We start from the raw sequence: 25074 nt of genomic DNA on the forward strand, positions 1-25074 counted from the left end.
TCTTAATAAATACCTATTTTATTTTATAATTTTTAACATTCATCATGACGTTATCAATACGAATTAGGAAATTTCGCTATGAAGAAAGACGAACATCAAACTACCTCCGAAACCCAGATGGTAGCAGAGCTAAAAAGTTCTACTGCTCTAACCTTACAAGAATTGAACAAAGAAACAGAAAAAAAAGAAGCAGCTGCTGAAGCGATGAGAACACGATGTAAGATTTGTTTCAGAGAAACATCACCAAAGCGTATTTGTGGAGGACATGGTGGTGGCGGTGGTGGCAGTGGCGGCGGTTCTGAGAGTGCTTCGGAGGAAAAAGCCAGCCAAGGTATGAGCGAATCACCGGGCAGTAAATCAGAAAAATCCATGGACGACAGTGTCAATGTTGCTGGTGAACTCGATTCAGTGGTTGAGGGAAGAAATCTCGATTCCCAACTTCAGGCAGACGCAGAAAATTTCGATCCGAGGATCATCGCAGAGTTAATTGATAGAGAATTATTGGTAATTACTAATGACCGCGAGTCAATGACGCTTAGCATCAATTTACAATGTGATCTTGATTCCTTAACTCCCGTACAAAAAAATGAACTGAAGAAATTCATGGAAGCAATTTTAAAGGAATTTAATACATTCAAAGAACGCAATCACCTGTCCGATGATTGTGTCAACATTGTTAAAGACGAAAAAAGAAATATATTAGCAATTCGCATTACCTTACCAACAGTAGCTTTATATGATGCATTTATGCAGCAGTTAGCTAACAATTTATTGCCAACACCAATGCAAGAATTACGCGCACAAAGTCAAAACCAGCACGCTTCAAATTTGGTTCCCACGCCTCTACCCATGGAGCCCAAAACATCCCCTAAAGAAAAGTCAGTTACCTCTTCTGAGGATAAACCCTCTGAACAAAGCCAAGCGACGCAAAATGAGGGCACAGTCTCTAAGAACCCTGAAGACAAAGAAGAATTGAAACCCTTTAACCCATCGCCTTTTTCAACTGAAATGAAACCGCGATAACCTCACATAGATTTGCAAAATACACTAATGTGTCGGTCGCGCCTCTAACTCAGCTAGGGCTCGACCATTAAAGCTGGAGCCTCCATAGTTGGACGAATCAACGATTTTCTATCAAAGAAGGTAGTAATCAATCGATCAAACGCTGTACTTTCCCGTTTTCTGATTGCAGGGATATCACCCTCCTCTCCTACCAGGCCGGCTTCATACTCCAATAATTCACCAACATCATCAAATCGACGTGTCTGATAATGTGTTTTTTTGGCTTCCAATTGCATTAATTGCTCAGCCGTAGTGTCTGCAGCTTTAAACTCCTCTTCCATCGTGCGAATAAGCGCTTCAGTATTTTCCTGTATGTAATTGGTTAGGCTGATTTTGGCTTGCTCTTTACGCATGGCAACGTAGTTCATCCTTTTTTCATTAAGCCCCAAAATAACACTTTGTAATTGCTTTCGAAGACTTCTTTCCTCCTGGGATATTTTCTCTACATTTTCTTTATAATTAACCAAACCGGATCGGAGAGAAGAAAGCCCAATTTTTAGAGCCAATTTGTCTTTCCCAATAGAGATTTTTTCTAAAACACCACAATCGGATTCGCCTTGTCGTTTATCAAGCTCTTTTTCCTTACTCTCTTTTCCAGAGATTTCTTTTTCATTTTTCTCCGCAAGTAGCTGAGCTTCATGTTTTCTTTCCAGTACAATCTGAAGTTCATGACATAACCTGGCATGGTGCTCAAGCAAACTCCTAGGATTATCACTCCAATCCGTAACAGCGATTTCCCGAAGCTGTTCGGGCCCAATCATTGAGCTGGGACACTCCCATTGCCTGACTCGTTCAGCATGTTTATAGAGGGCCTGGATTGACTTAGGAAGGTCGTTAACAGTTTCCTCATCAAAACCCTTGTGCCAATCTTGCGCCAAGAGGTCTTTTAAGTGAAGTAACCTTTGAAATTCTGCTTTCTTAACTGGGGGAAGATTCTCTATGAATTCCCTATTCGATAAATTTAATAAAGTTTCACGGTTTCTCTCGAAAGTTTCTTTTTGTAAAGCAATATGTTCTTTTTCAGCTCTGAGACTTGCCATAGATGAAGAGGAGTAACCTGTGAATCCTTTAATTAATGGTGCGTTTTCGACCTGAATTTCGATATAAGTCCGCATGCCATTACAACCTTTTTGAATGCGGATTTGATCCTCATTCAAGTGAAGTAATGAAGCCAATTGGGAGGTCTTTTGCATAAATAAACCATCCAAATTATCTTCCTTTAGTCCATCATCGGCATCGGCTAAAGCTTTTACAGAGCCAGCTAATAGCTCTTTCATTTTCCTAAGGTGGTTCCTATAGGGTAAATAAGCATTGTAATTACTAAAGCGTTCTACAGCTTCATATAATTCTGTAATCACATGGCTTTGGTTTTCGTTGGTTGTGATTATCGCATGCAGTTTTTCTTCAAGATGATTCCAAACGGGATCTTCGCTTTTTCTAAAAGAAATCGATATCTGCCTCAAAAGATTATCAAATTGCCTTAAGTGGTGTGTAAATAGGACTTTATCATGGCATTGTTCTTGGGCTTCACGACTACAATGGGGAGCGACATTTAAGGCCTCTAAAGCAGAAAGCGCAGTATTGATCACATCACGAGGATTACGGTGCCTTATCGAGAACAGGTACTTATCTTTTAAAATGAAGTGCTGCTCTTTAAGGCAAACAAATAGTTCATGAATTTTGGCTTCATCATTAGGAGATTGGTGTACTTTTTCAGCAACATTATAAATGATCTCAGCGGCATCTTTAGCTACTTTGCGTTCAAAGAAAGCAGAAAGAGGTTGGGGATCTTCTTTAATCCATGCCAATTCCTGAAGAAGATGCTCAGCAAGCAATTTCATAATTTCATTGCTGTAGCTCGTCTTGAGCCCGGTTAATTCTTCATCGCCAGGCAGACCTGACTGTTCATAAAGCTTGCTAAACGTCAAAATTAAACCCTGCATTTTGAATTTATCAACCAGTGAAACCTTCGATGTTTGATCCTGTTCAAGAATTAATGGCTTGATCTTGTTAAGTAGCTCACGGATTGCCTCAATATCAGCTTGTTTTAAATCTTCTTGATAGAACTGTGTGATTGATTGGATGATCTTTTCCTTACTTTTAGAGCCGAACAAGATCTTATTTTTTCCAATGACCTTATTAACAAGTGAAGCAAATGCTTCGAGTATCGCAGGCGGAAGTTTCGCTCCATTTGCCGAAGAAAATTCGTTAATCGCATGCGGGTAAAAACTGCATAATTCCCCAATTAAAGTAGGAAGCAGCTGCTTAATCTGAGCCAACTCTAATTGTTGCTTTTCTTCTCCCGTCGGATTAGTAAACTGAAGAACTGCACCCGCCTTATCGTCAATCATCGCATCCAAATTATAATGCATTAGCGTTTCGGTTCCGGCGATGACAGGCTGGCTTTTTTGTGCTAGCGCCCGTTGAATTTTTAATTCTTGGCTTAGATCTAATTGTTTTAGATAGTTAAGCCTTAGGTTTTGTTCAGCAGTAATATCAGTGGCTTTTTGTGCTTTGGCTACCCACTTCTCCTCTTTGGCCATCTCCCAGATTTTACATATCGCATTTTGAAATTGGGCGATGCTTGATTCGAGCGTATCTTGAGATACACTGGTTTCCTGAGCTTGTGTAAGTTCACTTAAAAGAGTTTCGCGCCATTGATAAAGCTCAGAGCGTACTTGCAGATCAGTTGGGTAGAGTTCCAATAAAAAACTCTCCCATGCATAGACTTGTTGCATCAACGCTTGCTGCGCTTGATCAATTGCTTGCGTATAAAGTCTGTCTACATTCGCTTGTAATCTAATTTCTGCTTGCAAATCGGTAACAGCTTCCTGGCATTTACGCTGGCGGTACCAAGGAAATACAAAATACATGACTTTTTCCAGCCAGGTTTTTGGGGGTTCAACTTGGTAAATAGGAAGCCATTGACCAGGCTTACCGTTTCGAGCCGCACGACCAGCGATTTGAGTGGTGATACGTTCACTGTCTATACAAGGCTGGATAACGAATAAACCTTCTGGATGATCGCCGGGATTTATATCAATCCCGCGTGCAAGCATAGCAGTGCCAATAGTGATTGTATTAGCTTGGCCGGCTTGTTTTATGATCCGATTAAGTTCCTCAGGGCTCTCTTTTCCGGTAACCACTTGAATTTTAAAGCCCGCAGCTTTGTAGGCATCAAAACTCTGGCCGATTTTTTGGGCTTCCTCGAAGTCTTCACAGACAATGAGCACAGGCTGTGTTTGTGTTTGACTCCATTGACGTAATGCTTGCTCTTTGCGAAGAATAAATGCATCCCGTTCTTCGAGTGTTTGAGTAGGCGTATCTGCATCAAACTCTAAATTAGGTTTAGTGACCGGCCGTTTAATCCTATCGATAGCCTGATGAATAGCCTGGATTGTTTCATCCCGAGAAAAAGTAAAGATGGGAGGGTGCTTTATCCGCTTATCACCCGCGTGCGGGGCGACTCCTAGCGCTTGTGTTCCCAGGAGCGTGGCTAAATATTGAAGCTCCGTTTGGTCGCCCGGCGTACCTGAGATTCCGAGGATACGCCCGTTTGTTTCTTGATAAAAGCGAATTAAATTTTGGATTGATTGGCTCGAGAGCACAGGCGGATAGGGATCAATTACAAAGTAACGTGCCTGCTCTGGGCGCTCAGCAATCAAGCGTGCTTGTAGGGCTTGTTGCACACCATCAGTAAAAATACTCCCGCCTTTCGGCACACTTTTAATTAAAGGAATACAAACAATTTTTTTGGTGACTTCGCTACCTGTTTCATCTTTTTCCTTTATAGGGCGTACTATAAAATGCTTGTTTTCAACGAGCAATGCAGCTTTACAGCTGGCACGAATCCATTCTCTTAGTTGAGTATTCGTTGCCGCTGCAATGAAATTCAGTTTATCTGCATCCCCATTATACTTTTCATTAATTTCTTTAATGATAAATAGACGAAATTGATCTAAATCTTCTTCTTCATCCCAAATTTTTCCTAACGCTGGATCAACATTACGGAACAGGGGCAAATTGATAAATTGGTATGCGAGAGGATAAACCCACTGAGAAGGGTTATCTTCTTCTTTCTCTTCAATTTCGGCTACCAATTTATTTAGCGTGTTTTGATCAAGGAGCGCATCGTCACTCTCATCGATAACTAGGTGAATCGGGCCACCGTTTTGTACACGTGCTTCTTTCCCCGCTTCTTTCGCTGCTTGACGGAAAAGTGACATGTCCTCACCCGTAGAACAGTTAATTCCATTTAATTGATACTCTTCAGGCTGACTATTCGCTCTGATGAGAGCCGATTTAATTCCTAAAAACTTAAAGAAAGGTTCACAGCTATTTTCATAATCCCTACTCAATAACGTCCCATTTGCAGTACACACATCCACTGTACCACCCTGTGCCCATTGTAGAACAGCAAACATAGGCGTAATCAAACTTTTCCCTTCACCAGTTTCTATACGCATAAGCAAGTTGGTATATGGTGAGTGGAGAGAGAGCAAAAGCACAAGTATTTGAGTGCTGTTAGGAAATAAGCCTGTGCTGCGGAAATAAATTTCGCGCAAGTAAGCCACAAGTTCCATTCGCGTTAACTCAAGTTGTTCGGCAGGAATTTGATCATTGCGCAATTGCTCCAAAAGCAACGTTGCCCTCTCTTTCAGTTCGCGACGAGGGCACGCAGTGAGTTTTTTAAGCCTCGAAAAGTCGTAAGGGTTTAAAGGATCGGTATAACCTAAGGTTTCTATATAGGAAAGCTGTCTTGCTAATTGGAGTTGAAGAGAATGGGGCAAAGTGATTCCACGCATTAAATCTTTTAAATTGAGGAGTGCTTCTTTTACCCGATGAGTGGCAAATTGTTGGTCTAGAGCTCTGGGTTCTCCAGTCTTTGCAAAGGGATTAGTATCGAAACTTTGACAATAAGCTTGAATTTTTTCTGAGCCATGTTCACCCAAAACTGAGTTTAGCCTTTTTGCACTAGGATAGGGAGGCGTTGCAAATAATTGCAGAACCTGGTCAACAATCTCAGGAGGTCGGCGCCCCAATCCCTTAGTAATATCCAGCAAGGTTGGCAAGTTGACAGTATCGTCTTTTTGATTTTCAGCAAGGTAAGTTAAGATAGTAACGAGTCTTGTTTTACTTTCTCTAAATTCTCGAGTGGGTGAAGCAAGCTGACGAAGAATTTCGGAATAATCATCTACATCTCGATTGAATCCATGGGAAGAAACTTGCTTTAATAATGCAATACACAAAGTTGCTTGTTGTGGATTTTCGGTAAGGAATGATTGTGTTTGCTGAATCAGTTTTCGGATTGTATCGGGTGATTCCGAATCAGGCATATACCTTAAAATCTGAATAATTTGTTTAATAATTAGAGATTTCGCTTCCTCGTCGAGATTGGTTTGCTTTAATTCATTTAGAATCGTAAGCGGGAAAGGACTTGGATTTCTCAAGTTATGGTTCACGCTCATTTTAAAGAACATGATCTGCGTTTCGAGCTCTAAATCTTCTAATTCAAAAAGTGTTTCTAAGTTATTTACCGCACGATCAATTGCAGTTTCATCGGCTTCTGGATTTTCATCTAAGGCAAAACTAGTAAGTTGCAAATAGCGATCAAGGGATTCAGGGTTAGCATGCAATAAGGTACTTACAAGCGTTTTCTTTTGCGAATAGTTTAACCGAGCCAATGCACCCGTATTGAGTTGTCTATATATCCCAGGGAATTGGATTGGGAATTTTGCTTTAATATCAATCAGTAAATTGAGGTAGCTCGCTATAGATTCTATTTTAATTTTGTAGTCTTGAAGCGAACGATCCGAGGGTTTATCTTGCTCTAGTTCTGCAGCCGCTTGAAGAATACTCGTTTCAAAGGCGATGTCTTGGGTATCAAGTTGTGTTAAAGTCTTTTTAAGCGCCGGCAAAACTTTTTTCTGAACCAGCTCATCTCGGAATAAAAAGTGCAGGGTGTGGGTGTCATTAAACTCCGCTAACCACTTTAGCGTGGTTGCTGCGTCTAAATCTTTGGCTTTATTTTTGTTCCGCTCGTCGCTAAAAAAAGTATTAATTTCATCGGCAATGAGAGTATGTACCTTACCTAATGCCAAAGCAAAGGCCGACCCAGTTTGCTTATCGGCCTCTTTTCTTTCCCCAGTGAGAAGAAAACTTAAAATATATTCCCCTTTAGATGACCCTAGCAATTTTATAGCGTAATTTGCCTCGAGCAGCGTGGTTTTCTTTTCTTCAAAAATTCTGAATTTCTCCAGAATTTCCTCAAACTGAGGGTCAGGTCCTTGAAGCAGGACAACGAGATCATTAAGGGCATCAAATAAGGGCCATAATTCCCGATGTAATTGATCTCTTAATTGCGTTGGTACAACTTTATATCCAAGATACTTGTCTAAAGTGTCTCTCAGGCTATCTATTTTCAACACCCCGCTGCGCTTTTTAATCGCGTCAGCAAGTGCATCAACAATCAGATCGTCTAATTTTGAGATATCCCCACTCCCTAGGACACATCCTGGAAGTGGAGTTCGGCTAATGATTAAATCTTTTAACCAAGATTCTTGTCGCTCTTCGGTCCTGCAGTCTACTGGTATGGTTTCAGGTGAATTAGCAAGCTCTCTAATCAAAGCGAGAATTTGTACGATTTTGGGTAATGTTTGCGATTTCTCGATATTAATTTTCGCTAATAGGCTCAATAGAACCGTACTGAATTGTTGGCCTTTCTTAGCCCGCAAATCTTCAATAGCTAATTTGACTTCGCCAATCTGTACTTCATTTAAATCAGGTTCATTAAGCGCAGCAAGCATCCTGATAATATTCGGGAATAAATTTTCACGCTGGTTTTGTAACATCGTTGTGAAAGTAACAATCGTCCTTAACTGATCATCCCGTTCTTGCCCTATTTTTTGCCCACGTGCTTGCAACGTATTAATTAATTCAAACCCCTCGTTTTCCAAAGAAGAGATCAAAGGCGCCAAAAGTTCATTTCTGAAATTCAGCTCAGGAGAATTGGTTTTTAATTCAAGGCATAGCTCAATAATCTGCTGGATCTGGATGAGGGATGGACTTGGCTTAAAGTTAAAGCAACGGACAAGTGCATTTATAAGTTCGGAACGCTCATTTGCTTCGAGCGACTGGATCAAACTTATACAATTTTTAATTGCCTTTTTCCAACTTTCGGTCGTGAGAGTAGATTCATCCGCAAAACTACAAGCTAAAATGAATGCTAATTGATTTTTTTCGGTTTTAGTCCATGAAGGAATAGTTTGAATTTCAGTAAACTGTGCTTGAATATCGCTTAATCGAATTTCTGCTTTCCAATGTTGGCCTATATACCGGTATAACCAAGGATCAAGATCAAAATGTTCGTCTTCAATAATCTGCTGACAAACGGTTTCGGGATTAACCCTGGTATCTTCTGGATTTCTCAGTTGCATGCAGGCAGCGACTTGGCAGAAACGAGCTTCTTTAGGCGCCTGAGCCATCGCATAATGTACACCGGTTGGTCCCCAATCGAGATTCGCTAAATTCGAGCATTGTTCCTGCGGATTTTGCGCTTTCTCCAGAACCTCCATGACACGGTTTAGAGTAATTAAAAAATGCCCCTCATGTTGAATGGGGCAAGGATGTGGAAGAGTAAGGTTCTTCTCGCTAACCTGAGTTAAGAAAATTTGTGTGTAAGCTTCAAAAAAAGCGTTGAAGTCAAAATGATGGTGTTCGTTACGTAGATGTGCAGCAGCAAGCGTATTCCACCACTCTCTTTGCTCAATGGGCAGCTGTAGAAGCTTTTGCAGGTTTTTGAGTCCATGGGGGCTCAAAAGTGCGTTTTGAGCAGCTGCATCCTTAAGGAATTCAATATTAATGTTCTTATTTATACAGACTGTAAGAAGCTGCACAAATAAGCGCATATGGGCTTCACCACCTAAAATAAAGAGTTTTGCAAGCAGAGGTACAACAAATTCTGCATCAGTTGCTTTTAACACGCTTAAAAGCGCCCTGATCTCTCTAACATGCGCAGGTAAGGCGGTCAATAATGCGTCTTTTTGGGCAGGGAAGCCATTATTACCTAACAGATGCTCAATTATTGTTTTTTGGAGAGTGGGCAATAAGGATTCCAGTTGCTCAACTGAAGGCATATTGACCGGTTTTGGCGTTTCAAGTATGGGTGCTAATGCAGAGGGAAGTCTATGCGGGGTACTTGTGTAGCATAGGGCTTGTTTTTCGTAATCAATATAAAATCCCTTAGGCAAATTGCCCGGGATAATTCCATCAGTGAAAGCATGTGCCTGCTCTTTGATTTTTTGTGACGCGGTATCTTGTATATTGTGAATGTTTAAAACCTGAAGTTGCCTGGCCAGATTTGGAAATTCGGCAAGCTCATCAAGCGATGTAAGGATAACATCGAGTGCAGCAGCTACTTGGTGAATTTTTTCTTTTTGTTTGGTTTTAATAACGCGGGCCTGTTTAGGCAGAGCAAAGCTTCTTTGAATTTGAATAGCTGCCCGTACTATTGACGGAGGATTATTCAACTCTTTTTTTAGCGGATTAATCTTGGGTTCATGAGAAGTTCTTTGTAGATTGATTTCTGCTATTTGATTAAGAAAAGCACGTCGGGCTCTGAAAAAGAGATTCTCTGTAACAGCAGGATTATTTTCCAACTTAAAAATAAAAAGCCGCTTACGTGGTTCTGAAACAAACGACAGTATGGTGTCGATATCTTCTGCGGATATATGTTCAGGCTTAAGTTCAACTTCGATGGGGAGATAATCGATTTCAGTTTCGTGGGTAGCAATTAAATCTTCTAGTAACCGTTTCAAATATTGATTATTTGTAGAAATTGTCATGAAAAATCCCAGAGAGATTAAAAAAATCGCTATATATTAATCGAAATAAGGAATAATATAAATTCTTTTTGATAATTATTTTTGCAGATTATCTAAAAGTTAGAACGAAACCCTAATTTTATACGGCCTCGTGTGCGCAGCTAAACGAAGAAATAGCCTCGATTTTTCTTCATGAAATTTCACCCTCAGCATTTCGAAAATCAAGATTATATATTGTTTTTCGATAAATTTTTATTATAATTCGATTTTGTTAATTTGTTCGAGGAGTTTTCATTCATGCAAAAAATTAAATCCGTAAGCCACGTCCTTTCCCAATTTTTTCGAGGACTCTGCTGGCTACTGCCGCTTATCATGTCCTATTTCACTTTGTTTCATCTCGAAGGCGCATTGAATATAGGCGTTTTCTCCCAAGTGATTTCATCTGAAAAAGTTCAAAATGCAGGTTATTTCTCACTCACCCACCGCCTTTTTATTTTATTAATCGAATTTTTACCTTTATCCATAACGGTATTGATTTGCCATAAGTTAGCCAATTTATTTCGCTTGTATGAACGAGGCTATTTATTTGAAGAGGAAAATATAAGTCTAATTAAGCATGTGGCAATTTTTATGCTTATCGGCCAACTGATTCAATTGGTCTATCAGCCGCTAATCACCGCGGCATTGACCCTCAATAATCCCGCTGGTGAGCGATTTGCAAGCATAACCTTAGGCACTACCAATGCATCTACCATCATCACTGCGATTATCATGTTAGTAGCTTCCTGGATTATCAAGGAAGCTCAGCAATTAAACGTGGATTCCAAATTAACCATTTGAGGGAAAACAGCAATGGCTATACTTATTAATTTGGACGTGATGATGGCAAAACGCAAATGCCGGCTTAAAGAATTAGCAGAAGCGATAGGAATTACCGAAGCTAATTTATCTATTTTAAAAAATGGAAAAGCTAAAGCCATCCGATTTTCTACGCTTGATGCTATTTGCACTTATTTAGATTGCCAACCCGGGGATATTGTTGAATACCGTAAGGAGTGAATGCAAGTGCATTCCGACGTTGAATGCACTGAGCCGGGATAGATAATTTGTTGGGCCTTGGCCCAACAATTCAAGAATGAAGAAGAGCACAGTGCGATCCTTAAATTTGGGAAATTCTTGGCTTCACAGAATTCTTCAATTATGATGCTTTTAATGCAAAATTGTGATCAACCCCAATGCTTTTTGAAAGAAAATTATTTCTATCCCTACTCTATTTAATAATATCACTAGCTAGTTTAAAGTTATTTGCTTCCATCCACCCTGAGTTCGAAACTACAATGATAAATAAATTTTATAAAATTGCAGCTGATTATGAAAAAAGCTTATTTGATTATTCACCCGAACTCGGGCTTTTTTGGGGGAAATCAGATGTAGCTCAGGATAGATTTACCGATTACTCCATTGAGGCCACTGAGAAATGGCAACAGCAAGAAGATCATTTCCTTAATGCCTTATCCCAATTGGACGAGGCAGCACTTAAAAAAACCCCAGTGTATAGCACTTATTTGCTTTTAAAAGAAACATTAGAAAATAAAAAAGCGAGCCGAATTTGTAAAGAAGAGCTTTGGGATGTTAATCCAGCGTGGGGATGGCATGTGAAAATGGCTATCGTTGCTGAAAAACAGCCAATAGGCACCATTGAAAACAGACGTTTGGCACTAAAACGCTGGCAAACATTTGACCGGGTGGTGGATGATCAAATCACCAATTTAAAAAAGGGTCTTGCGCTTAGGTATAGTGCGCCTAAACCTGCTATTGAAAGAGTACTAGCTCAACTTAAAATAATGTTGAATAGCGGGGTCGAAGAATCGCCTTTTTTTAATTTCGCCAAACAAGATAATAACCCTGTTTTTAAACAAGAAATCGCCAGCATCATTGGCACCGTGATCAACCCCTCACTCATTAAATACATCAATTACCTAGAGAACGAATACCTACCTTTAGCAAGGAAAGTGCTCGGTGTTTCAGCTTTACCCGCAGGAGCCCAGTGTTATCAAGCGAAAATAAAACAAGAAACCACTCTCTCTAAATCCCCTGAAGAAATTCATCAACTTGGCCTGCAATACATACAAAAATTGTCTCAGGAAATCGGCGACATTGGGTTAAAACAATACGGTACTTCTGACATTACCCATGTTTTTCAGCAAGCGCAACTTGATCCCGAAAATTATTTTTCCTCGGAAAAAGAACTTCTAGATTATAATTTTGCCGCACTTGAGAGGGCAAAATCGAAGTTAGCGAATTGGTTTGATACCGTTCCCAAAACAGAAGGAACAATCAAACCCTATCCAGAGTATCGAGCCAAAACAGGCGCTTCAGGAGAATACCACCCACCCAGTGAAGACGGCACAGAACCGGGTATCTTTTATATTAATACCTTTGAACCCCAGAAACGCAATCGTATCGACCAAGAAGCCACTTTATTTCATGAATTAATCCCAGGCCATCATTTTCAGATAGCCTTAACTTACGAGAATAAATCCCTTCCGAGCCTAAACAAATACTTGTGGAATTCAGGTTATGGCGAGGGCTGGGCATTGTACGTGGAGCGGCTCGCTGACGAGATGGGGTTGTATCAGGACGACATTTCCAGACTAGGCATGTTATCAAATGAAATTTTAAGAGCTGCACGCTTAGTTGTTGATACCGGCCTGCACACGATGGGATGGTCGCGGGAAAAAGCGATACAATTTTTAGTTGATCACACGTCGCTTAGTAAAAATATTATTGAAGCGGAAGTCGATCGTTATATCATGCTGCCCGGGCAAGCCACAGCTTATATGCTTGGTAAAGCTGAAATCGAGGATTTACGTGCTTTAGCAAAAAAACAGCTCAAAGATCGGTTTGATATACGCGAATTTCATAATCAAGTCTTACAAAACGGCTCACTGAGTTTGCCAGTGCTGAGAGTAGTGATTGAGAACTGGTTGCGGGAATACGATCGACAGCATCCGGGAAATTAGATTTTTTGATAGATTTGTAAATTCATTTACGTTATGGTTTTGTCTTAATCATTAACTGGATTGCCGCGAAACTAGTCGCGGCTCGCAGACGGTAAGGACGCTTGTCAGCGCTAATACTATGAGTAAAATTAGAAGGATTTTTATTCTTGCCAACGGCTCAATTTCTATCACTCAAAAAAAAACCAGTAAAAATGGTTATTTTGGTTTTTTTTGCCTGAATAATATCGCCTCTTGGCTCATGTTCGATCCCCAGAATTTTATTAATCAATTGGCTGAATATTGCGAAGAAGAGCATGTTCTTGCTTTAGATGGCCCAGGTTCTGATATTACTGAAGAAAATGGTTCGATTGTTAAATCAATCGGTGCATTAATTGATGGGCATATCGGCAATAATGGTATTTCCGCCAATCTTACGAAAATAAAACAATTTTTAAAAAAACAGGCTGAGGAAGCCGAGCTAGCCGATGAGCTTTTGCTCATTTGTGGCGTCGGCTGGAGCCGCGGTGGATTTGTATTATGCCAAATGAAAGAATGGCTTGAGCAAAAATCAGTGCAAGGAAAATTTAAAATACAAGCCATTCATCTCTATTTCATTGATACTGTCGTTGGCGGCCCAACTGATCGGTTACGATACCTCCTTAAAGAACGAAGGGGCCATTACTCAACGCCAATCAATTTGAGCGTTCATAATTATTACTCAAACAGCGGTAATCTCAATATTTGGGACGCGGTATTAGAGTATCTTCCTGAAAAATATCAGATCAATACCCCTTTTTTTAGCGGGGTATTCGATACTACAAAAACTAGAACTTATTCCCTAGGCGAAAAAGAGTATACTCACAAAACATTTCACTGGTTGTTTCCTGCCACCCACGAGGCTTTAGTAGGCAGGCCCCGCAATCGAATCGGGCAATGGGCTGGCGATCTCGTTCTTGCTGATATTGTTCGCCATCTGAGCGCGCTTTCCATTAAACTCGATGAAAATTGGGTAGAAGAGACTATAGAAAAAGGCCAAACTGCGTTAGAGCAATTACGCAAATTAAATATTAACTGGGGAAACAACCGAAAATATTTAGATTTTGAACTGCCTGATACCACCCTTTTTGGACGTGAACTGACTGAAGAGGATAATATTAATACATTTAATCGCATACCTGATTTTACGTATTCGTGAAAAGTAATCGTCAGCTCCCTGCAAAAGATGACAAGCATTAAATTAATGCCGCATCGTAATTCCTGTGTTGCTCTTCTAAAGCATCAATGTCATTACTGCAAAGATATCTTTTTAAACGATTAAATTTTGTTTCATCCCAAGAATAAATATCTAACTTTTGAATCCGCTCAATCACGTTGTCTTCAAACCGTTTTTTGACTAATTTAGCTGGGCTGCCTGCAACAATACTATAAGGTTCAACATCCTTAGTCACTACACTATTCGCAGCCACAATAGCGCCTTCGCCAATCGTTACACCGGGCATGATGATTGAGCGCATTCCAAGCCATACTCCATCCTTAATCACTGTATCGCCTCTTCCCTCATAAGATTGAGCATAATAATCTGCAAAAGGGTATAAACAGAACCAGTCCATGCGATGATTATGATTCCCCCCTAACATAATGATGGCTTCGGCTGCTATACACACATAATCACCGATATATAGTTGATCAATTTGCCATTGTGGCTCCCAATGGTTTAAACTGTATTGGTCGCCATAAAGGTATCTGACAACTGAGTCCTCAAAGCTTCCTGTCCAAGCATTACTGTAGTAGCTATGCTTACCTTTAATATGAATATTGGGGTTTCTTACACTCTCATGTAGAAATTCAACTAAAGACCAATGTTTCTCTGCTGTTTTTGTCATGCTTATTACCAGAATTCAAACGTCGCAATTTTATATTTGAATGCCTATCAAATAAAGCATTATTAGCAGCTCATAAAATCATTAAAAAATTGTCAGTACTCGTCGTTAGGATTAGGGTCTGTTGACCCAAATATTCTCAAACCAATTTTTAAGGTGTAAACCATGCATAAAGAAAATTCACTGTCGGCCATGTTTCCACTTTTCCTTGTTCTATTCATTGATGGTATGGGACTGGGGCTGTTATTCCCAATTCTCAATACCATTCTCATAGAACCGCAAGCAGGGTTTTTGCCGGTTGATACAAGCTTAAGCTTACGGGATTTTTATTATGGTTTAACCATTGGTATTTTTATGATTTGTTGGTTTTTCGGCGCAGCTATTTTAGGTGATTTATCAGATAATGTAGGTCGAAAAAAATCATTGATGATCTGTCTTATCGGTGCTTTCTTTGGTTATTTCTTATCAGCCCTTGCGATTGTGTGCCATAATTTTTGGCTGCTGATTTTAGGACGCATCATTGCAGGATTTACTTCAGGCAGCCAACCCATAGCGCAAGCTGCAATTGTGGATGTCAGTTCGGAGGACCACAAAGCGCGTAATATTGGGCTTATCCTTCTATCGGTATCCTTAGGTTTTGTGTTTGGCCCTGTCTTTGGCGGATTACTGTCAGATAATCGCTGGGTATCCTGGTTTAACTTTGAGACGCCAATGTATTTTGCAGCTGCTTTGTCCTTGGTCAATGCTTTTTTATTGCAATGGTCATTCCGGGAAACATTTGTCAAAGCCAACAACCATAAGCTCGCCATTCGATGGCATCATGCCGTGCACATTTTTATTTCGGCATTTCAGCACGATTCGATAAAAAAATACTCTTTTGTTTTGCTTGTCATGATTTTTGGTTGGTCAAATTATTTCTCATTCATCTCAATGTACCTATCACAAGTTTACCATTACTCAACTATGGAAAATTCATTTTTCCTGGCTCTAATGGGACTTGGATTTAGTTTAGGTTGCGGATCCATTGTGAATTATTGCACCAAGCGTTATTCTTTCGATCGAATAGTCATTGTTGGGTTAACCATCACAGCCACTTTAGTCTTGTTAACATTACTCGTTAACCAAGAATGGGTAGCCTGGCTTGCCGCGTTATTGATCGGCGTTAGCTTATCTGTCGCCTATTCGGTCTTACTTACTATTTTTTCTAACCAAGTTAATGAAAACGAACAAGGTTGGGTCATGGGTGTAACTGGCTCAGTTATGGCACTCTGCTTTGGTTTGACTTCAATTTTTACAGGCTTCATTGCGCAAGTTGGTGCTGTCTTACCGATGATGCTGGCTACAATTGGTTTAGCAGGAAGCGCTGGGATCTTATTGCTTATCAAATTAAGCAGCTCAAATAAGATAAGCGAGAAGATGGCTAATCCCAATTTAGATGAAGCCCCTCCTTCCATTTAAATTTTAAGTTAAGAATATATTGCAGGAAGCTCTATTCAATAAAACAGTTCAATTTCTGTGGGCACTAACTGACTTGAAACCAACTTCCTTACGTGCTGCTCTAAAGTCTGCATCCCCATGTTTTGACCAGTTTGGATGACAGAATAGATTTGTGCAATTTTATTTTCACGAATTAAGTTGCGAATTGCAGGTGTACACAGCATTATCTCAAAGGCAGCAATACGTCCACCGCCTGTTTTTTTCAACAACGCCTGAGTAATCACTGCTTGTAATGATTCAGATAACATGGTTCTTATTACTGTTTTCTCATCACCAGGAAAGACGTCGATAATTCTATTAAGGGCTTTCGCCGACGAATTCGTATGCAGTGTCGCAAAAACAAGATGTCCTGTTTCAGCAGCAGTAATCGCAAGACGAATTGTTTCAGGATCGCGCAACTCTCCAAGCAAAATAATATCAGGGTCTTCCCGCAAAGCCGAACGCAGCGCTGCAGAAAAATGAAGGGCATCGCGGTGAATTTCACGTTGATGAATCAGGCATTTGTTACTTTCATAGATAAATTCGATCGGATCCTCCAAGGTAATAATGTGTTGATAAAAATGTGAATTCATATAGTGAATAAAGGCGGCAAGAGTGGTGCTTTTACCAGAGCCCGAAGCGCCAGTAATTAAAACTAATCCGTTAGGACAAGACACAATTTTCTTGGAAACAGCAGGAAAACCCAATTCTTCAAGCGTCTTAATGCTTGTTGGAATAATACGAAAAACCGCACTGATGCCTCGGGCTTGAACAAAAATATTGCTTCTTAATCGGTAGTGATCATTAAATTGGATTGCGAAATCGATTTGGAGCTGCCTCTTGAAAATAGCCCGTTGTGCCTCGTTCATCATACCTTGAACAAAATTGCTCATGTATTCTTGATCTAAGACAGGCCAATTGAGTTTTTTTAGATCACCATCGACACGAATCACAGGGGGTAAACCCGCAGACAAATGCAAATCCGAGGCATTATTATTTATTGCACACTCAAGCAATCCATTGAAGTCCATTGCTACACTCGAAGCTCCTTTTATGCTCTAGGTTAGCATTAATGAGATTATTTAGGAACTAACAGATAATTGACAGTAAAGTCTCCTCCAATACACATCCCTATGTTATTCCCCCATTTTTCTGCTTCTTTTTTGGTAATTTTATCAGGAATCTGAGAATAATATTTTGCCTGGCATTTATCAAAACTAGTGGGGATTAAGGTTAAGCATTTATCATAACTAATATTTGCCTCTTTAAGCCTTTTGCTTAAATCGTTGTCTTGGACAAAGCTTTTACATACCGCAGCAGGGGCTAAATCTTTGAGGCTATTAATCCAATCATCTTTTGAGAGGCCATCTGCAAAGGCAGGTGCCGGTAAAAATACAATAACACCAGCACAGATCGCCTTGCAAAAAAGATCATTAAGCATGATTATATTTCCCTTTTTATAGTCCTACCAAAAGGATAGATGTGATTGCTCTATTCTGCCATTAGCAAAATGGCTTTCGGACTATTCCATAATTTTATAAACATGCTTAATGACACTCATGAAAGATAAACGACTAGCCGGTACATCTTATGTTGAAAATTCTTTTTTATGGGATGAGAATATTCGTATTTTTTTCTCTTACTATTTTTTTAAAATCCAAATTAACGAGCAGTATTACTTTATGCTCGAAACCACAACCGCCGAATCGATCCAACGGTTATTGAATAATAAAACTCATGAATTAGGGGTATCTTTCCATTGGGCTTACTTTCAACATCTTTCTCCAAAAGACGCTGAGAAATATGGATTAGGCAACAAAAATATTATCTATATTACAGAGAAAGAAGGCCGATTCCTCAATGATTTTGAAACTACGGATATTTCAGTAAAGTACTCCCCTCAGCAAATAATTTTAGCCACAAGAAAACTTTGTCAATTGATTGGGTTAGACGAGTATGCTGAACTCTTAATTTTTTCTCATATTAACCAGATTGTTTCAGGATATAGGACTCTTCGCAATCCAGATACTGTCTTAGGCTTAGCCTTGGCGAATGCGGCAAAGCAAGAGAATTTACTTTTAATATCACCGCTGATTAGAGCATTCTTAAAAAACCCGCGTTGCACTAAAATCTTCGAAGCTTACACCCAACAATTTTCACAATCACAAGCTAGGCCACTTTCTTCGTGCTTTTTTGACCCGGGAAGCCAACCGCGCACTTACACTGCTTCGCCAAAACAGAGGCATGTTAGTCCAGCTTCTATAACCGGGGTGGTTCCTCCCTGTCCCTCCTTAGGCATGAAACCTCAAGGGCTAATACCACCGTCTCAGCCAGCAAAGACCTGTGAAAACCACTCTACTTTTTTCAATCGTGACGAGGCGATTAGAAGGAGGGCTTTTTGTGTTAGCAATACGCTCGATTTAACTCCACGCCCCGACACAACCCCGACCCGTTTGCCTTCTGTACCTGCTTATTCCATAGCTCAACCTTCATCAACCGCGTATTTGGCAACACCGCCCGCTCCACTTCGCGATTTTTCTTCCTTCCCAAATGACGATTTTACTTTGGACGCTTCTGAGCTTGATTCTTTATTTGAGGAAATCGATTCCTTTCTCGAAGTGCAGTCGTTCCCCAAACTCATTTAAATTTTTAATTAGTTAGCTAATTGGGAAAATTTTAATTGATTTAAGGCATTAATGTAGGCGATACAATTGGTTAATTCATTAGTAGGTGATTTTGCATATTGGATACCGAGATCAAATTTTCCTAAATTTTCCTCGAGTCGTTGGTGAAGTTGTATCTTTTCTTCTTCGGTATCTGCATGATAAAGTCCAACAACAGCATCCTCTAACTCTTTTAAATTAACACCATAGCTGGCAGCAGTTGCATGCGCTCCATTCCTATCAATGGCATCATTGATATGGCCTATTATGGCTTGTATCAAAACCATCTGCTCAAAATTTTTTCTTGCATGAATTATTCGTTGTTGTTTTTTCCCCTTAAAATGGCTTTCTGGGAACGCTTCTAGTAAACCACGACATAACCAAAAAAGTCCTGTTAAGTCGTACAATCGTGCTTTACTTGGTTCAAATTGCAATAACTGGCTCATGTTATAGATGAGAAAGCGATAGAGTTTATGCAGATGCCTTACTAGTATAGAGAAGTAGTCCGTTCGCCAAAGCACATTACCTACTAAGAAGCTCGACACAATGCCAATAACTATCCCTGCTAATCTCTCCATAGCGGGTTCAAGTTCCGTGGGAGGACCGCCTGCCTGGGCCATAAAAATGATGATGACAATATTGGCTTGTAAGCCAATATAGCCATAGGGTATGTATTTAAATGAAAAATAGGAAAACCCCCAAATAGAAAGAAACAGAATAAGCATAAAACTGTAAAGCTCTAAGGAAAAGAAAGCCAAAGGAAACAAAACGACACTTGCCCCTATCATCCAACCAAGTAAACGATGCACGCTAATGTTACTCATTTCAAACAAGTTTTTTTTCAAAGAAATCACAATGCTTGAAACTATCCCAGGTAACCCATTGGGCCAATTAGTGAATAACCAAAAGCCAAGCGCCAGTATGGCAGCTAACCCCGTTTTAATACTGCTAAAGATGATATCGGAATCATTCCGTAATTGTTGCTGGCTGGTGATCCACTTAACCTCCTGCCTTATTGGTTTTTGACGATGAATTAAAACATTACCTAAATTGATAATCACTGAGTTAATTCTCTGCAATAATGACAGCACATTAAGAAAATCGCTGATGGGTGTAACTAAAAGCACTTCTTCATTAAGCTTCATCGACTGATTGGTAATTTCTTGCTGCAAATTGGCTAACTTAGCTTCCATTTCTAAATTGTTTTGTCCTCCCTCTGCCGAAAAGAACGCTCGTTTTAGAACTTGTAAATCATGCTTGGCGGCAGAAAAAACCTCAGCCATAGGTTTGGCAAGCAATCTAATAGTATTTTCTGCATTTTGTTGTTGGTATGAAGAAATGAAATACGTGATTGTACGGCTAAGGCTATGAAATTGATCGAGAAACACCCTAAACTGATCAATCCTCTCCCTCTTAATTCCTAACTCCCGCCGCATGAAACCTATAATTTCAGTTGATTTTTTTATAGTCTTTCTCAGTTGAAAACTCCCTGCTGAAATTTCCTGAAAATTAGCTTCGCCATCAAGTAGTGATTTACTCAAGTTATCAAACAAATTATTTATTTGATCGAATATTGAATTCACATCTTTAATTAAATTATCTTGGATATTATTAGGAAAAATGAATAAAGCTGCTGCTGCGGAAACAAGAACACCTAATCCGATTTCGATCGACCGCCAAATGGCAACATAAAAAGCATCTTCTGATGAGATAGCCAGCTGCGAAATGACAAAAAATGCTGCTAATGCACCTAACAAATAGGCATAGGCATGCGGACTAAAATTATAGTAATAAACTGCAAGACTAATTAGTAAAAAATTGGCAAGAAAATAAAGAAGAAGGCTATTGACAACTAAGCCTGCTAAAAAATAACCAATCCAAGCGCCAATAACTGTTCCAATAATGCGTAATATGGCCTTGTCGATGATACTACCGGTATACACATTAGCAAGAATTACCACAGTCATTCCTGACCAGTAAGGTCTATCCAAATGCAGAAAAAAAGCGATGAGGACAGCGATTAACGTAGCAATCGCTGTTCGTAGTGCAGCTCTATTTTCCAGGGTCTTGGGAATTATCTTAATAATTCTAACCTCAGCGATAAGTTAACGTCTTAGCACTAGCACCTATTCTCAATGGGTATTCGGCACTCAAATCATCGATGTAAATACGCACAGGGAATCGCTGTGCGATTTTAATCCAGTCCTCAGTTGCTTCTAAATAGGGTAAAGTCGAAGGGGCAACATCCCCTGCTTGAACTCGATTAATTCCCCAACCAATACTTTGAACATGGCCATGAAAGACTTTTCCTGGGTACATATCTATAGTAATCCTTGCCTTATCGCCAGGCTTAATGAGCCTTATTGCCGTTTCCCTATAACGGGTCACTACCCACCAACGGCTTGTTTCTATGAGAGTAAAAAGGCCTTCACCAATTTTTATGTATTGCCCTCGACGGAGATTAAAATTAGTAATATAACCATCAGCCGGAGCGAGTACAGTAGTATGTTCATACATGTATCGCGCCTTCTTGTAAATGGCTTCAGCTGCCAAAACTTTATTAATATCCAAATTTTGTTGGGCAATTTTAAGTTCTTGCAGGGCAGCGACCACACCTGCCTCCTGTTCTTTGAGCCGCGATTCAAGATCAATCAATCTAATAAAGGCAATATCACCTTTTGCCTGAAGTTTTTGAAATCGTACGAAATGATCCTTGCTTAAATTTAAAAGATCTTGGCTTTGTTTCAGTTTTTCCGCTGCAACCGTGATTGCATATTTTTCATTTTGATAATTGATCTTAGCAATGTTTAGATCCGCTGCAGCCTTGTCCATTGCATACTTATAGGGTCGAGGATCGATTTCAATTAGCTTTTGCCCTTTTGCTACTTTTTGATTTTCACAAACGTAAATTTCGGTGATAGGCCCTGAAACAATGGAAGCCATATTAACGATATTAGCTGACACATAAGCATCGTTTGAGTAGGTAAAATAATACGCAAAATAGCGGTAGCCAGCAAAAGCTAGAGCGATGATTACAAGCGTAATGACGTGGGGCCAATATTGAAACGTCGCTAAACGTTCTCGACTCATAGAAAAACAATCCTTTGCTTGCAGAAGCATTAGGCTTTAAATATATACCCAAGCTGCTTCAAAATGCTAGGTCTTGCTCCCAACCTGAGCTCAGCTGCGCCTATCCTTACTTGACTAGAGACTATTTTTTGTGCAATATTTCGTCCCTTTGTGCTATGGCATTCGAAAATTTTGGATTTATTTCGCGTAAATTCTTTTAGTCGAATTGCGATTTAATTATTAATTCGAGATAGAATAAATTGAACTCCTTACTTTCAAGTTTAGATCGTTTTGACGCCTATTTCAGGGGCGGAAAATCTAGCGATCTAAAGCATTATATGGAATGTTATGATAAAGATTTAGACGCGTTGAAGTGTGATTTCCACGAAACAACTATTCTTGCAAATCCTGAAATAAAAAAACGTATCAAAGCAATATTAAAAAATTTAAATATCTCGAAAGCTGAATGGAATAGCGATTTCAAAAAAAAAAGGCTCACAATCTACCAATTCCTTTTGATATTAGCTCGAAAAGGTTACTCGCAGGTTGATTATGTTATTGACCTAATCGATGAAAAAACTACGATAAGTAAATTATCCTTACTCTTAACAGGAGGGGGGATTCTTTTAACTTTTATAAGTATTTTATTAGCAACTTCGACTTTTCATTTTGTCTTGGAGCTAATCAGAAGCTGCTTTTCTTCAATTTTTGCTGTACCTATTTTAGGCTTATTTTATGGCTTGGGTATTGGTATTTACCATTTTTACTCAATCTGTAATGATAATAAAATAACTATAGTCAATCGCTTCCGTAATATTTGCTTTCTATTTCTAGGCACCTCAGCTAAAGTTGTTGCCTCTTTCCTGCTCATACTTGCAGGCGCCACCATGAATCCCATCATTGCCGGTGTTTTCGTAGCAGGAGCAGGCGTGGATGTCATTAAAGAGATTTTTTGCTTAATTCAAGAATACATTCAATATAAATTAAACCCTCCGCTAAATGACAATAATTTAATAAGCGTACATAGAGCTCACGCCCGCCGCGTTTTTGGCTATGAAAAACGAATGGAAGCTCTAAGAATTAATTTGACTTCAGCGTTCATGATAGTGGCCATCATGTCGCTTTGGTGTTTCATTCCTGGTGGAGGAATCGCTGTTGCATTAGCGGCTATTTCAGCCATTGGGCTAGTTTATGCAGCCAAACATTTCTGGCTTAAATACAATGAAACCTCACTAAGAGAACACCTTCAAGAGGAATTAAATTATATCGAAGGAGTTTACGCGTCGGAAATGGAAGAATCTTATTCGAGAGTAAATCAATTTGATGTCCTTGAGGATGATGAATTATTCGAAGATGATGTTGATTCGTTGGGAATTGAACCTGTCCCTAAGGGCTCTATGCCAGACAAACCAAAGACAAAAATTAACTATTCACCTTCAACAAGCTCACTAGCGGGCTCACTTCCCTTTTTTCGCCCTTCTATAGAAAGAGAATCAGTTGGTATCACTTCTGTTTTTTATCCTCCTACAGATTATTCGACAGATAACGCCAACTTAACAATCTAGACCTTATCAAGATAGGTTCATTGCATTCGCAATTTGCTAATTGTGCTAACCTTGCTATACGTAATTGCAAAATACCTGCCTGTTGATTCGCAGACAACATGCTAATTCGTAAATGGGAAGTACTGTAGATAATATTATCCACAACTGTTTGTATGCATGGAAATTGCCCCAAATCCTCGACTAAGTAATAAAATTGCTGTTTTTCGTGCGTTGAAATACACGCTTGCTTAGTTTTTAAAACTCGAATTACCGCATTCGCATCCATTGCTGGAATAACGCAAGCGTGTTGGGTTGATGAGGTAATTATTTCAGCTAATTTTTTAGCATCTTTCTCAAATTGAAAAAACGCTTGATGTTGTTCGTTGCGTTGGTTGATGGACTTGTAATCCAAAAAAACCAGTTGCATTTGTGTCAGCACTAACAACGATAACACCGTGATGAATAACAGAACGGTAACAAGCACTATTCCAGTCTGCTTATCTGAAGCAGTCATCCTAACCTAACCCTAGTACTAATCTGCAAAGTTTCCGATTGATCCATTCCCCACGCCACATTAACTAGCGTTTTGCTTTGATGGGTAGTTAATTCAATCGATATTTTATCAATTCGCTCTGTTAACTCTTCAGCATGCTTTTGACGATAATACAAGGCACGTTTCCCTTGTCGATTTGTTTGTACAAAAAATGATTCTTCTATCCATTCACCAAGATAAATTGGTTCACTATAATTAAATGCTAGATGATGATTAAGTTTTAGAATCGTTCCATTGTTTGTTTTTCTTGCATAATCAATTTGTTGAATTTCACCATGATAACAATCGGCAATTAAAATGACTTGTTGCGGCTCAAAATGAAGATCCGATTTAGCCAATAACAAGTTTTGACTTAATGGCTTAATCACCTCAGTAAAATCCTCGCCCATTCGTCTAATTTGCAAACGATCATGCTTCTTATTGGTTTCGATTGCGTCGATTCCTATTCTCCCATTGCGTTGATCGAGTATATTTAATGAATTCACGTTTAAACACGGTGTAAATCCCGCTCTCCTCACACTGTCACGCAGCAAGTCATTGGCCAATTGCAATTCGAAATCCTGCTCTAACAGCGCGTGTACATGGAAGTATTGTCGTTTGCATATCAGGTATTGTTGAGTGGCCAAAATCACAAGAAAACTACTTAGCAATACACTGATCATTAACTCAACTAAACTTATTCCTAGTTGCTTAGTCATCCTCTCCATCCCTTTTGAGGGCAGTCCTGGCGTTTTCACTTGATGAATCTAGTCAGATGACTTTTCATAGTCATTGTCAATCTGCACCAAGGCCGCTGATTTTACTAATAATTGGTTGAGTAACTGGCTGAGTTGCCATTGTTGACGTAAAAGCAGAACTGAAGTGCTGGTGATGAGAAGCAGGGAAATTACCACTTCAACCAGGGAGAACCCTTTTTGATTATTCATATTCCATTCCTGAGGTTGTTGCAGTGAACAAGAATAGGTCGAAAGGATAATGAATGCAAGTTTAACAATGCGATACA

17 protein-coding genes are annotated in these 25074 nt (G+C 39.5%); 8 read left to right on the plus strand and 9 right to left on the minus strand.

The genetic code is table 11. The features are described from left to right. Positions 1 to 78: 78 nt before the first annotated feature. Entirely contained in the window at positions 79 to 1023 is a 945-nt protein-coding gene (locus tag LMI_RS10700) for a hypothetical protein (protein WP_045099792.1), read from the plus strand. 53 nt (positions 1024 to 1076) lie between these two features. Here LMI_RS10700 and LMI_RS10705 read toward each other — a convergent pair whose 3' ends face one another. Beyond that, a complete protein-coding gene (locus LMI_RS10705; RefSeq protein WP_052679541.1) occupies positions 1077 to 9905 on the minus strand; it encodes a preprotein translocase subunit SecA in 8829 nt (2942 codons plus the stop codon). A 276-nt stretch (positions 9906 to 10181) separates the two neighbouring features. Between LMI_RS10705 and LMI_RS10710 the strand changes: the two genes are divergently transcribed. The 4 genes from LMI_RS10710 (at position 10182) to LMI_RS10725 (ending at position 14081) form a co-directional block, all read left to right on the plus strand. Next, complete coding sequence (locus LMI_RS10710) at positions 10182 to 10724, plus strand: DUF2975 domain-containing protein (RefSeq protein WP_045099793.1); 543 nt, start codon at positions 10182 to 10184, stop codon at positions 10722 to 10724. Positions 10725 to 10736: 12 nt separating this feature from the next. After that, entirely contained in the window at positions 10737 to 10943 is a 207-nt protein-coding gene (locus LMI_RS10715) for a helix-turn-helix domain-containing protein (protein ID WP_045099794.1), read from the plus strand. A 278-nt stretch (positions 10944 to 11221) separates the two neighbouring features. Beyond that, positions 11222 to 12907 (plus strand): DUF885 domain-containing protein, encoded by a 1686-nt coding sequence (locus LMI_RS10720; RefSeq protein ID WP_052679621.1) that lies wholly within the window; start codon positions 11222 to 11224, stop codon positions 12905 to 12907. Positions 12908 to 13025: 118 nt separating this feature from the next. Continuing rightward, positions 13026 to 14081 (plus strand): hypothetical protein, encoded by a 1056-nt coding sequence (locus LMI_RS10725; protein ID WP_045099796.1) that lies wholly within the window; start codon positions 13026 to 13028, stop codon positions 14079 to 14081. A gap of 37 nt (positions 14082 to 14118) precedes the next feature. On the opposite strand, the gene LMI_RS10730 is transcribed toward LMI_RS10725, so the two are convergent. Next, positions 14119 to 14769 carry a CatB-related O-acetyltransferase gene (locus LMI_RS10730; RefSeq protein WP_045099797.1) on the minus strand — a complete coding sequence of 217 codons (651 nt, stop codon included), beginning with the start codon at positions 14767 to 14769 and terminating at the stop codon, positions 14119 to 14121. Positions 14770 to 14931: 162 nt separating this feature from the next. Here LMI_RS10730 and LMI_RS10735 point away from each other — a divergent pair, with 162 nt between their 5' ends. Next, on the plus strand, positions 14932 to 16224 hold the full coding sequence (locus LMI_RS10735) for an MFS transporter (RefSeq protein WP_045099798.1): 1293 nt from the start codon (positions 14932 to 14934) through the stop codon (positions 16222 to 16224). Positions 16225 to 16259: 35 nt separating this feature from the next. Here the strand turns inward: LMI_RS10735 and LMI_RS10740 are convergent, their stop codons facing one another. Both LMI_RS10740 and LMI_RS10745 read right to left on the minus strand, forming a co-directional pair. Further along, the gene (locus LMI_RS10740; RefSeq protein WP_465066293.1) at positions 16260 to 17297 is read right to left on the minus strand and encodes a type IV pilus twitching motility protein PilT; all 1038 of its coding nucleotides are present in this window, start codon (positions 17295 to 17297) and stop codon (positions 16260 to 16262) included. A gap of 23 nt (positions 17298 to 17320) precedes the next feature. Continuing rightward, positions 17321 to 17683: a hypothetical protein gene (locus LMI_RS10745; RefSeq protein ID WP_052679542.1), complete on the minus strand. Its 363-nt coding sequence runs from the start codon at positions 17681 to 17683 to the stop codon at positions 17321 to 17323. A 118-nt stretch (positions 17684 to 17801) separates the two neighbouring features. On the opposite strand from LMI_RS10745, the gene LMI_RS10750 reads away from it, so the two are divergent. Continuing rightward, complete coding sequence (locus LMI_RS10750; protein ID WP_045099800.1) at positions 17802 to 18887, plus strand: hypothetical protein; 1086 nt, start codon at positions 17802 to 17804, stop codon at positions 18885 to 18887. Between the two features lie 8 nt (positions 18888 to 18895). On the opposite strand, the gene LMI_RS10755 is transcribed toward LMI_RS10750, so the two are convergent. Together LMI_RS10755 and LMI_RS10760 are read right to left on the minus strand one after the other, a co-directional pair. Beyond that, positions 18896 to 21007, minus strand: a complete 2112-nt coding sequence (locus LMI_RS10755; RefSeq protein WP_082050736.1) for an FUSC family protein — start codon at positions 21005 to 21007, stop codon at positions 18896 to 18898. Continuing rightward, positions 21000 to 21995 carry an efflux RND transporter periplasmic adaptor subunit gene (locus LMI_RS10760; RefSeq protein WP_045099802.1) on the minus strand — a complete coding sequence of 332 codons (996 nt, stop codon included), beginning with the start codon at positions 21993 to 21995 and terminating at the stop codon, positions 21000 to 21002. The genes LMI_RS10755 and LMI_RS10760 overlap by 8 nt, the downstream gene beginning before the upstream one ends. 317 nt (positions 21996 to 22312) lie before the next feature. Here LMI_RS10760 and LMI_RS10765 point away from each other — a divergent pair, with 317 nt between their 5' ends. Continuing rightward, a complete protein-coding gene (locus LMI_RS10765; protein ID WP_045099803.1) occupies positions 22313 to 23539 on the plus strand; it encodes a hypothetical protein in 1227 nt (408 codons plus the stop codon). On the opposite strand, the gene LMI_RS10770 is transcribed toward LMI_RS10765, so the two are convergent. From LMI_RS10770 to LMI_RS10780, 3 genes are read right to left on the minus strand one after another with little or no spacing between them, the layout of a single operon-like run. After that, positions 23499 to 24032: a hypothetical protein gene (locus tag LMI_RS10770; protein ID WP_045099804.1), complete on the minus strand. Its 534-nt coding sequence runs from the start codon at positions 24030 to 24032 to the stop codon at positions 23499 to 23501. The genes LMI_RS10765 and LMI_RS10770 overlap by 41 nt on opposite strands. Further along, entirely contained in the window at positions 24029 to 24769 is a 741-nt protein-coding gene (locus LMI_RS10775) for a PilW family protein (protein WP_045099805.1), read from the minus strand. Before LMI_RS10775 ends, LMI_RS10770 begins: the two co-directional genes overlap by 4 nt. Positions 24770 to 24817: 48 nt before the next feature. Further along, positions 24818 to 24997, minus strand: a complete 180-nt coding sequence (locus LMI_RS10780) for a type IV pilus modification PilV family protein (RefSeq protein ID WP_045099806.1) — start codon at positions 24995 to 24997, stop codon at positions 24818 to 24820. Positions 24998 to 25074: the final 77 nt, after the last annotated feature.

Source organism: Legionella micdadei (assembly GCF_000953635.1).
Classification (GTDB): Bacteria; Pseudomonadota; Gammaproteobacteria; order Legionellales; family Legionellaceae; genus Tatlockia; species Tatlockia micdadei.

What these genes read in the sequence shown, in the direction of transcription:
- LMI_RS10725 (WP_045099796.1), top strand. Translation starts at nt 13,026, where the DNA reads ATGAGTAAAATTAGAAGGATTTTTATTCTTGCCAACGGCTCAATTTCT.
- LMI_RS10700 (WP_045099792.1), top strand. Translation starts at nt 79, where the DNA reads ATGAAGAAAGACGAACATCAAACTACCTCCGAAACCCAGATGGTAGCA.
- LMI_RS10760 (WP_045099802.1), bottom strand. Translation starts at nt 21,995, where the DNA reads ATGAGTCGAGAACGTTTAGCGACGTTTCAATATTGGCCCCACGTCATT.
- LMI_RS10715 (WP_045099794.1), top strand. Translation starts at nt 10,737, where the DNA reads ATGGCTATACTTATTAATTTGGACGTGATGATGGCAAAACGCAAATGC.
- LMI_RS10730 (WP_045099797.1), bottom strand. Translation starts at nt 14,769, where the DNA reads ATGACAAAAACAGCAGAGAAACATTGGTCTTTAGTTGAATTTCTACAT.
- LMI_RS10710 (WP_045099793.1), top strand. Translation starts at nt 10,182, where the DNA reads ATGCAAAAAATTAAATCCGTAAGCCACGTCCTTTCCCAATTTTTTCGA.
- LMI_RS10705 (WP_052679541.1), bottom strand. Translation starts at nt 9,905, where the DNA reads ATGACAATTTCTACAAATAATCAATATTTGAAACGGTTACTAGAAGAT.
- LMI_RS10775 (WP_045099805.1), bottom strand. Translation starts at nt 24,769, where the DNA reads ATGACTAAGCAACTAGGAATAAGTTTAGTTGAGTTAATGATCAGTGTA.
- LMI_RS10750 (WP_045099800.1), top strand. Translation starts at nt 17,802, where the DNA reads ATGAAAGATAAACGACTAGCCGGTACATCTTATGTTGAAAATTCTTTT.
- LMI_RS10735 (WP_045099798.1), top strand. Translation starts at nt 14,932, where the DNA reads ATGCATAAAGAAAATTCACTGTCGGCCATGTTTCCACTTTTCCTTGTT.
- LMI_RS10780 (WP_045099806.1), bottom strand. Translation starts at nt 24,997, where the DNA reads ATGAATAATCAAAAAGGGTTCTCCCTGGTTGAAGTGGTAATTTCCCTG.
- LMI_RS10770 (WP_045099804.1), bottom strand. Translation starts at nt 24,032, where the DNA reads ATGACTGCTTCAGATAAGCAGACTGGAATAGTGCTTGTTACCGTTCTG.
- LMI_RS10765 (WP_045099803.1), top strand. Translation starts at nt 22,313, where the DNA reads ATGGAATGTTATGATAAAGATTTAGACGCGTTGAAGTGTGATTTCCAC.
- LMI_RS10745 (WP_052679542.1), bottom strand. Translation starts at nt 17,683, where the DNA reads ATGCTTAATGATCTTTTTTGCAAGGCGATCTGTGCTGGTGTTATTGTA.
- LMI_RS10720 (WP_052679621.1), top strand. Translation starts at nt 11,222, where the DNA reads ATGATAAATAAATTTTATAAAATTGCAGCTGATTATGAAAAAAGCTTA.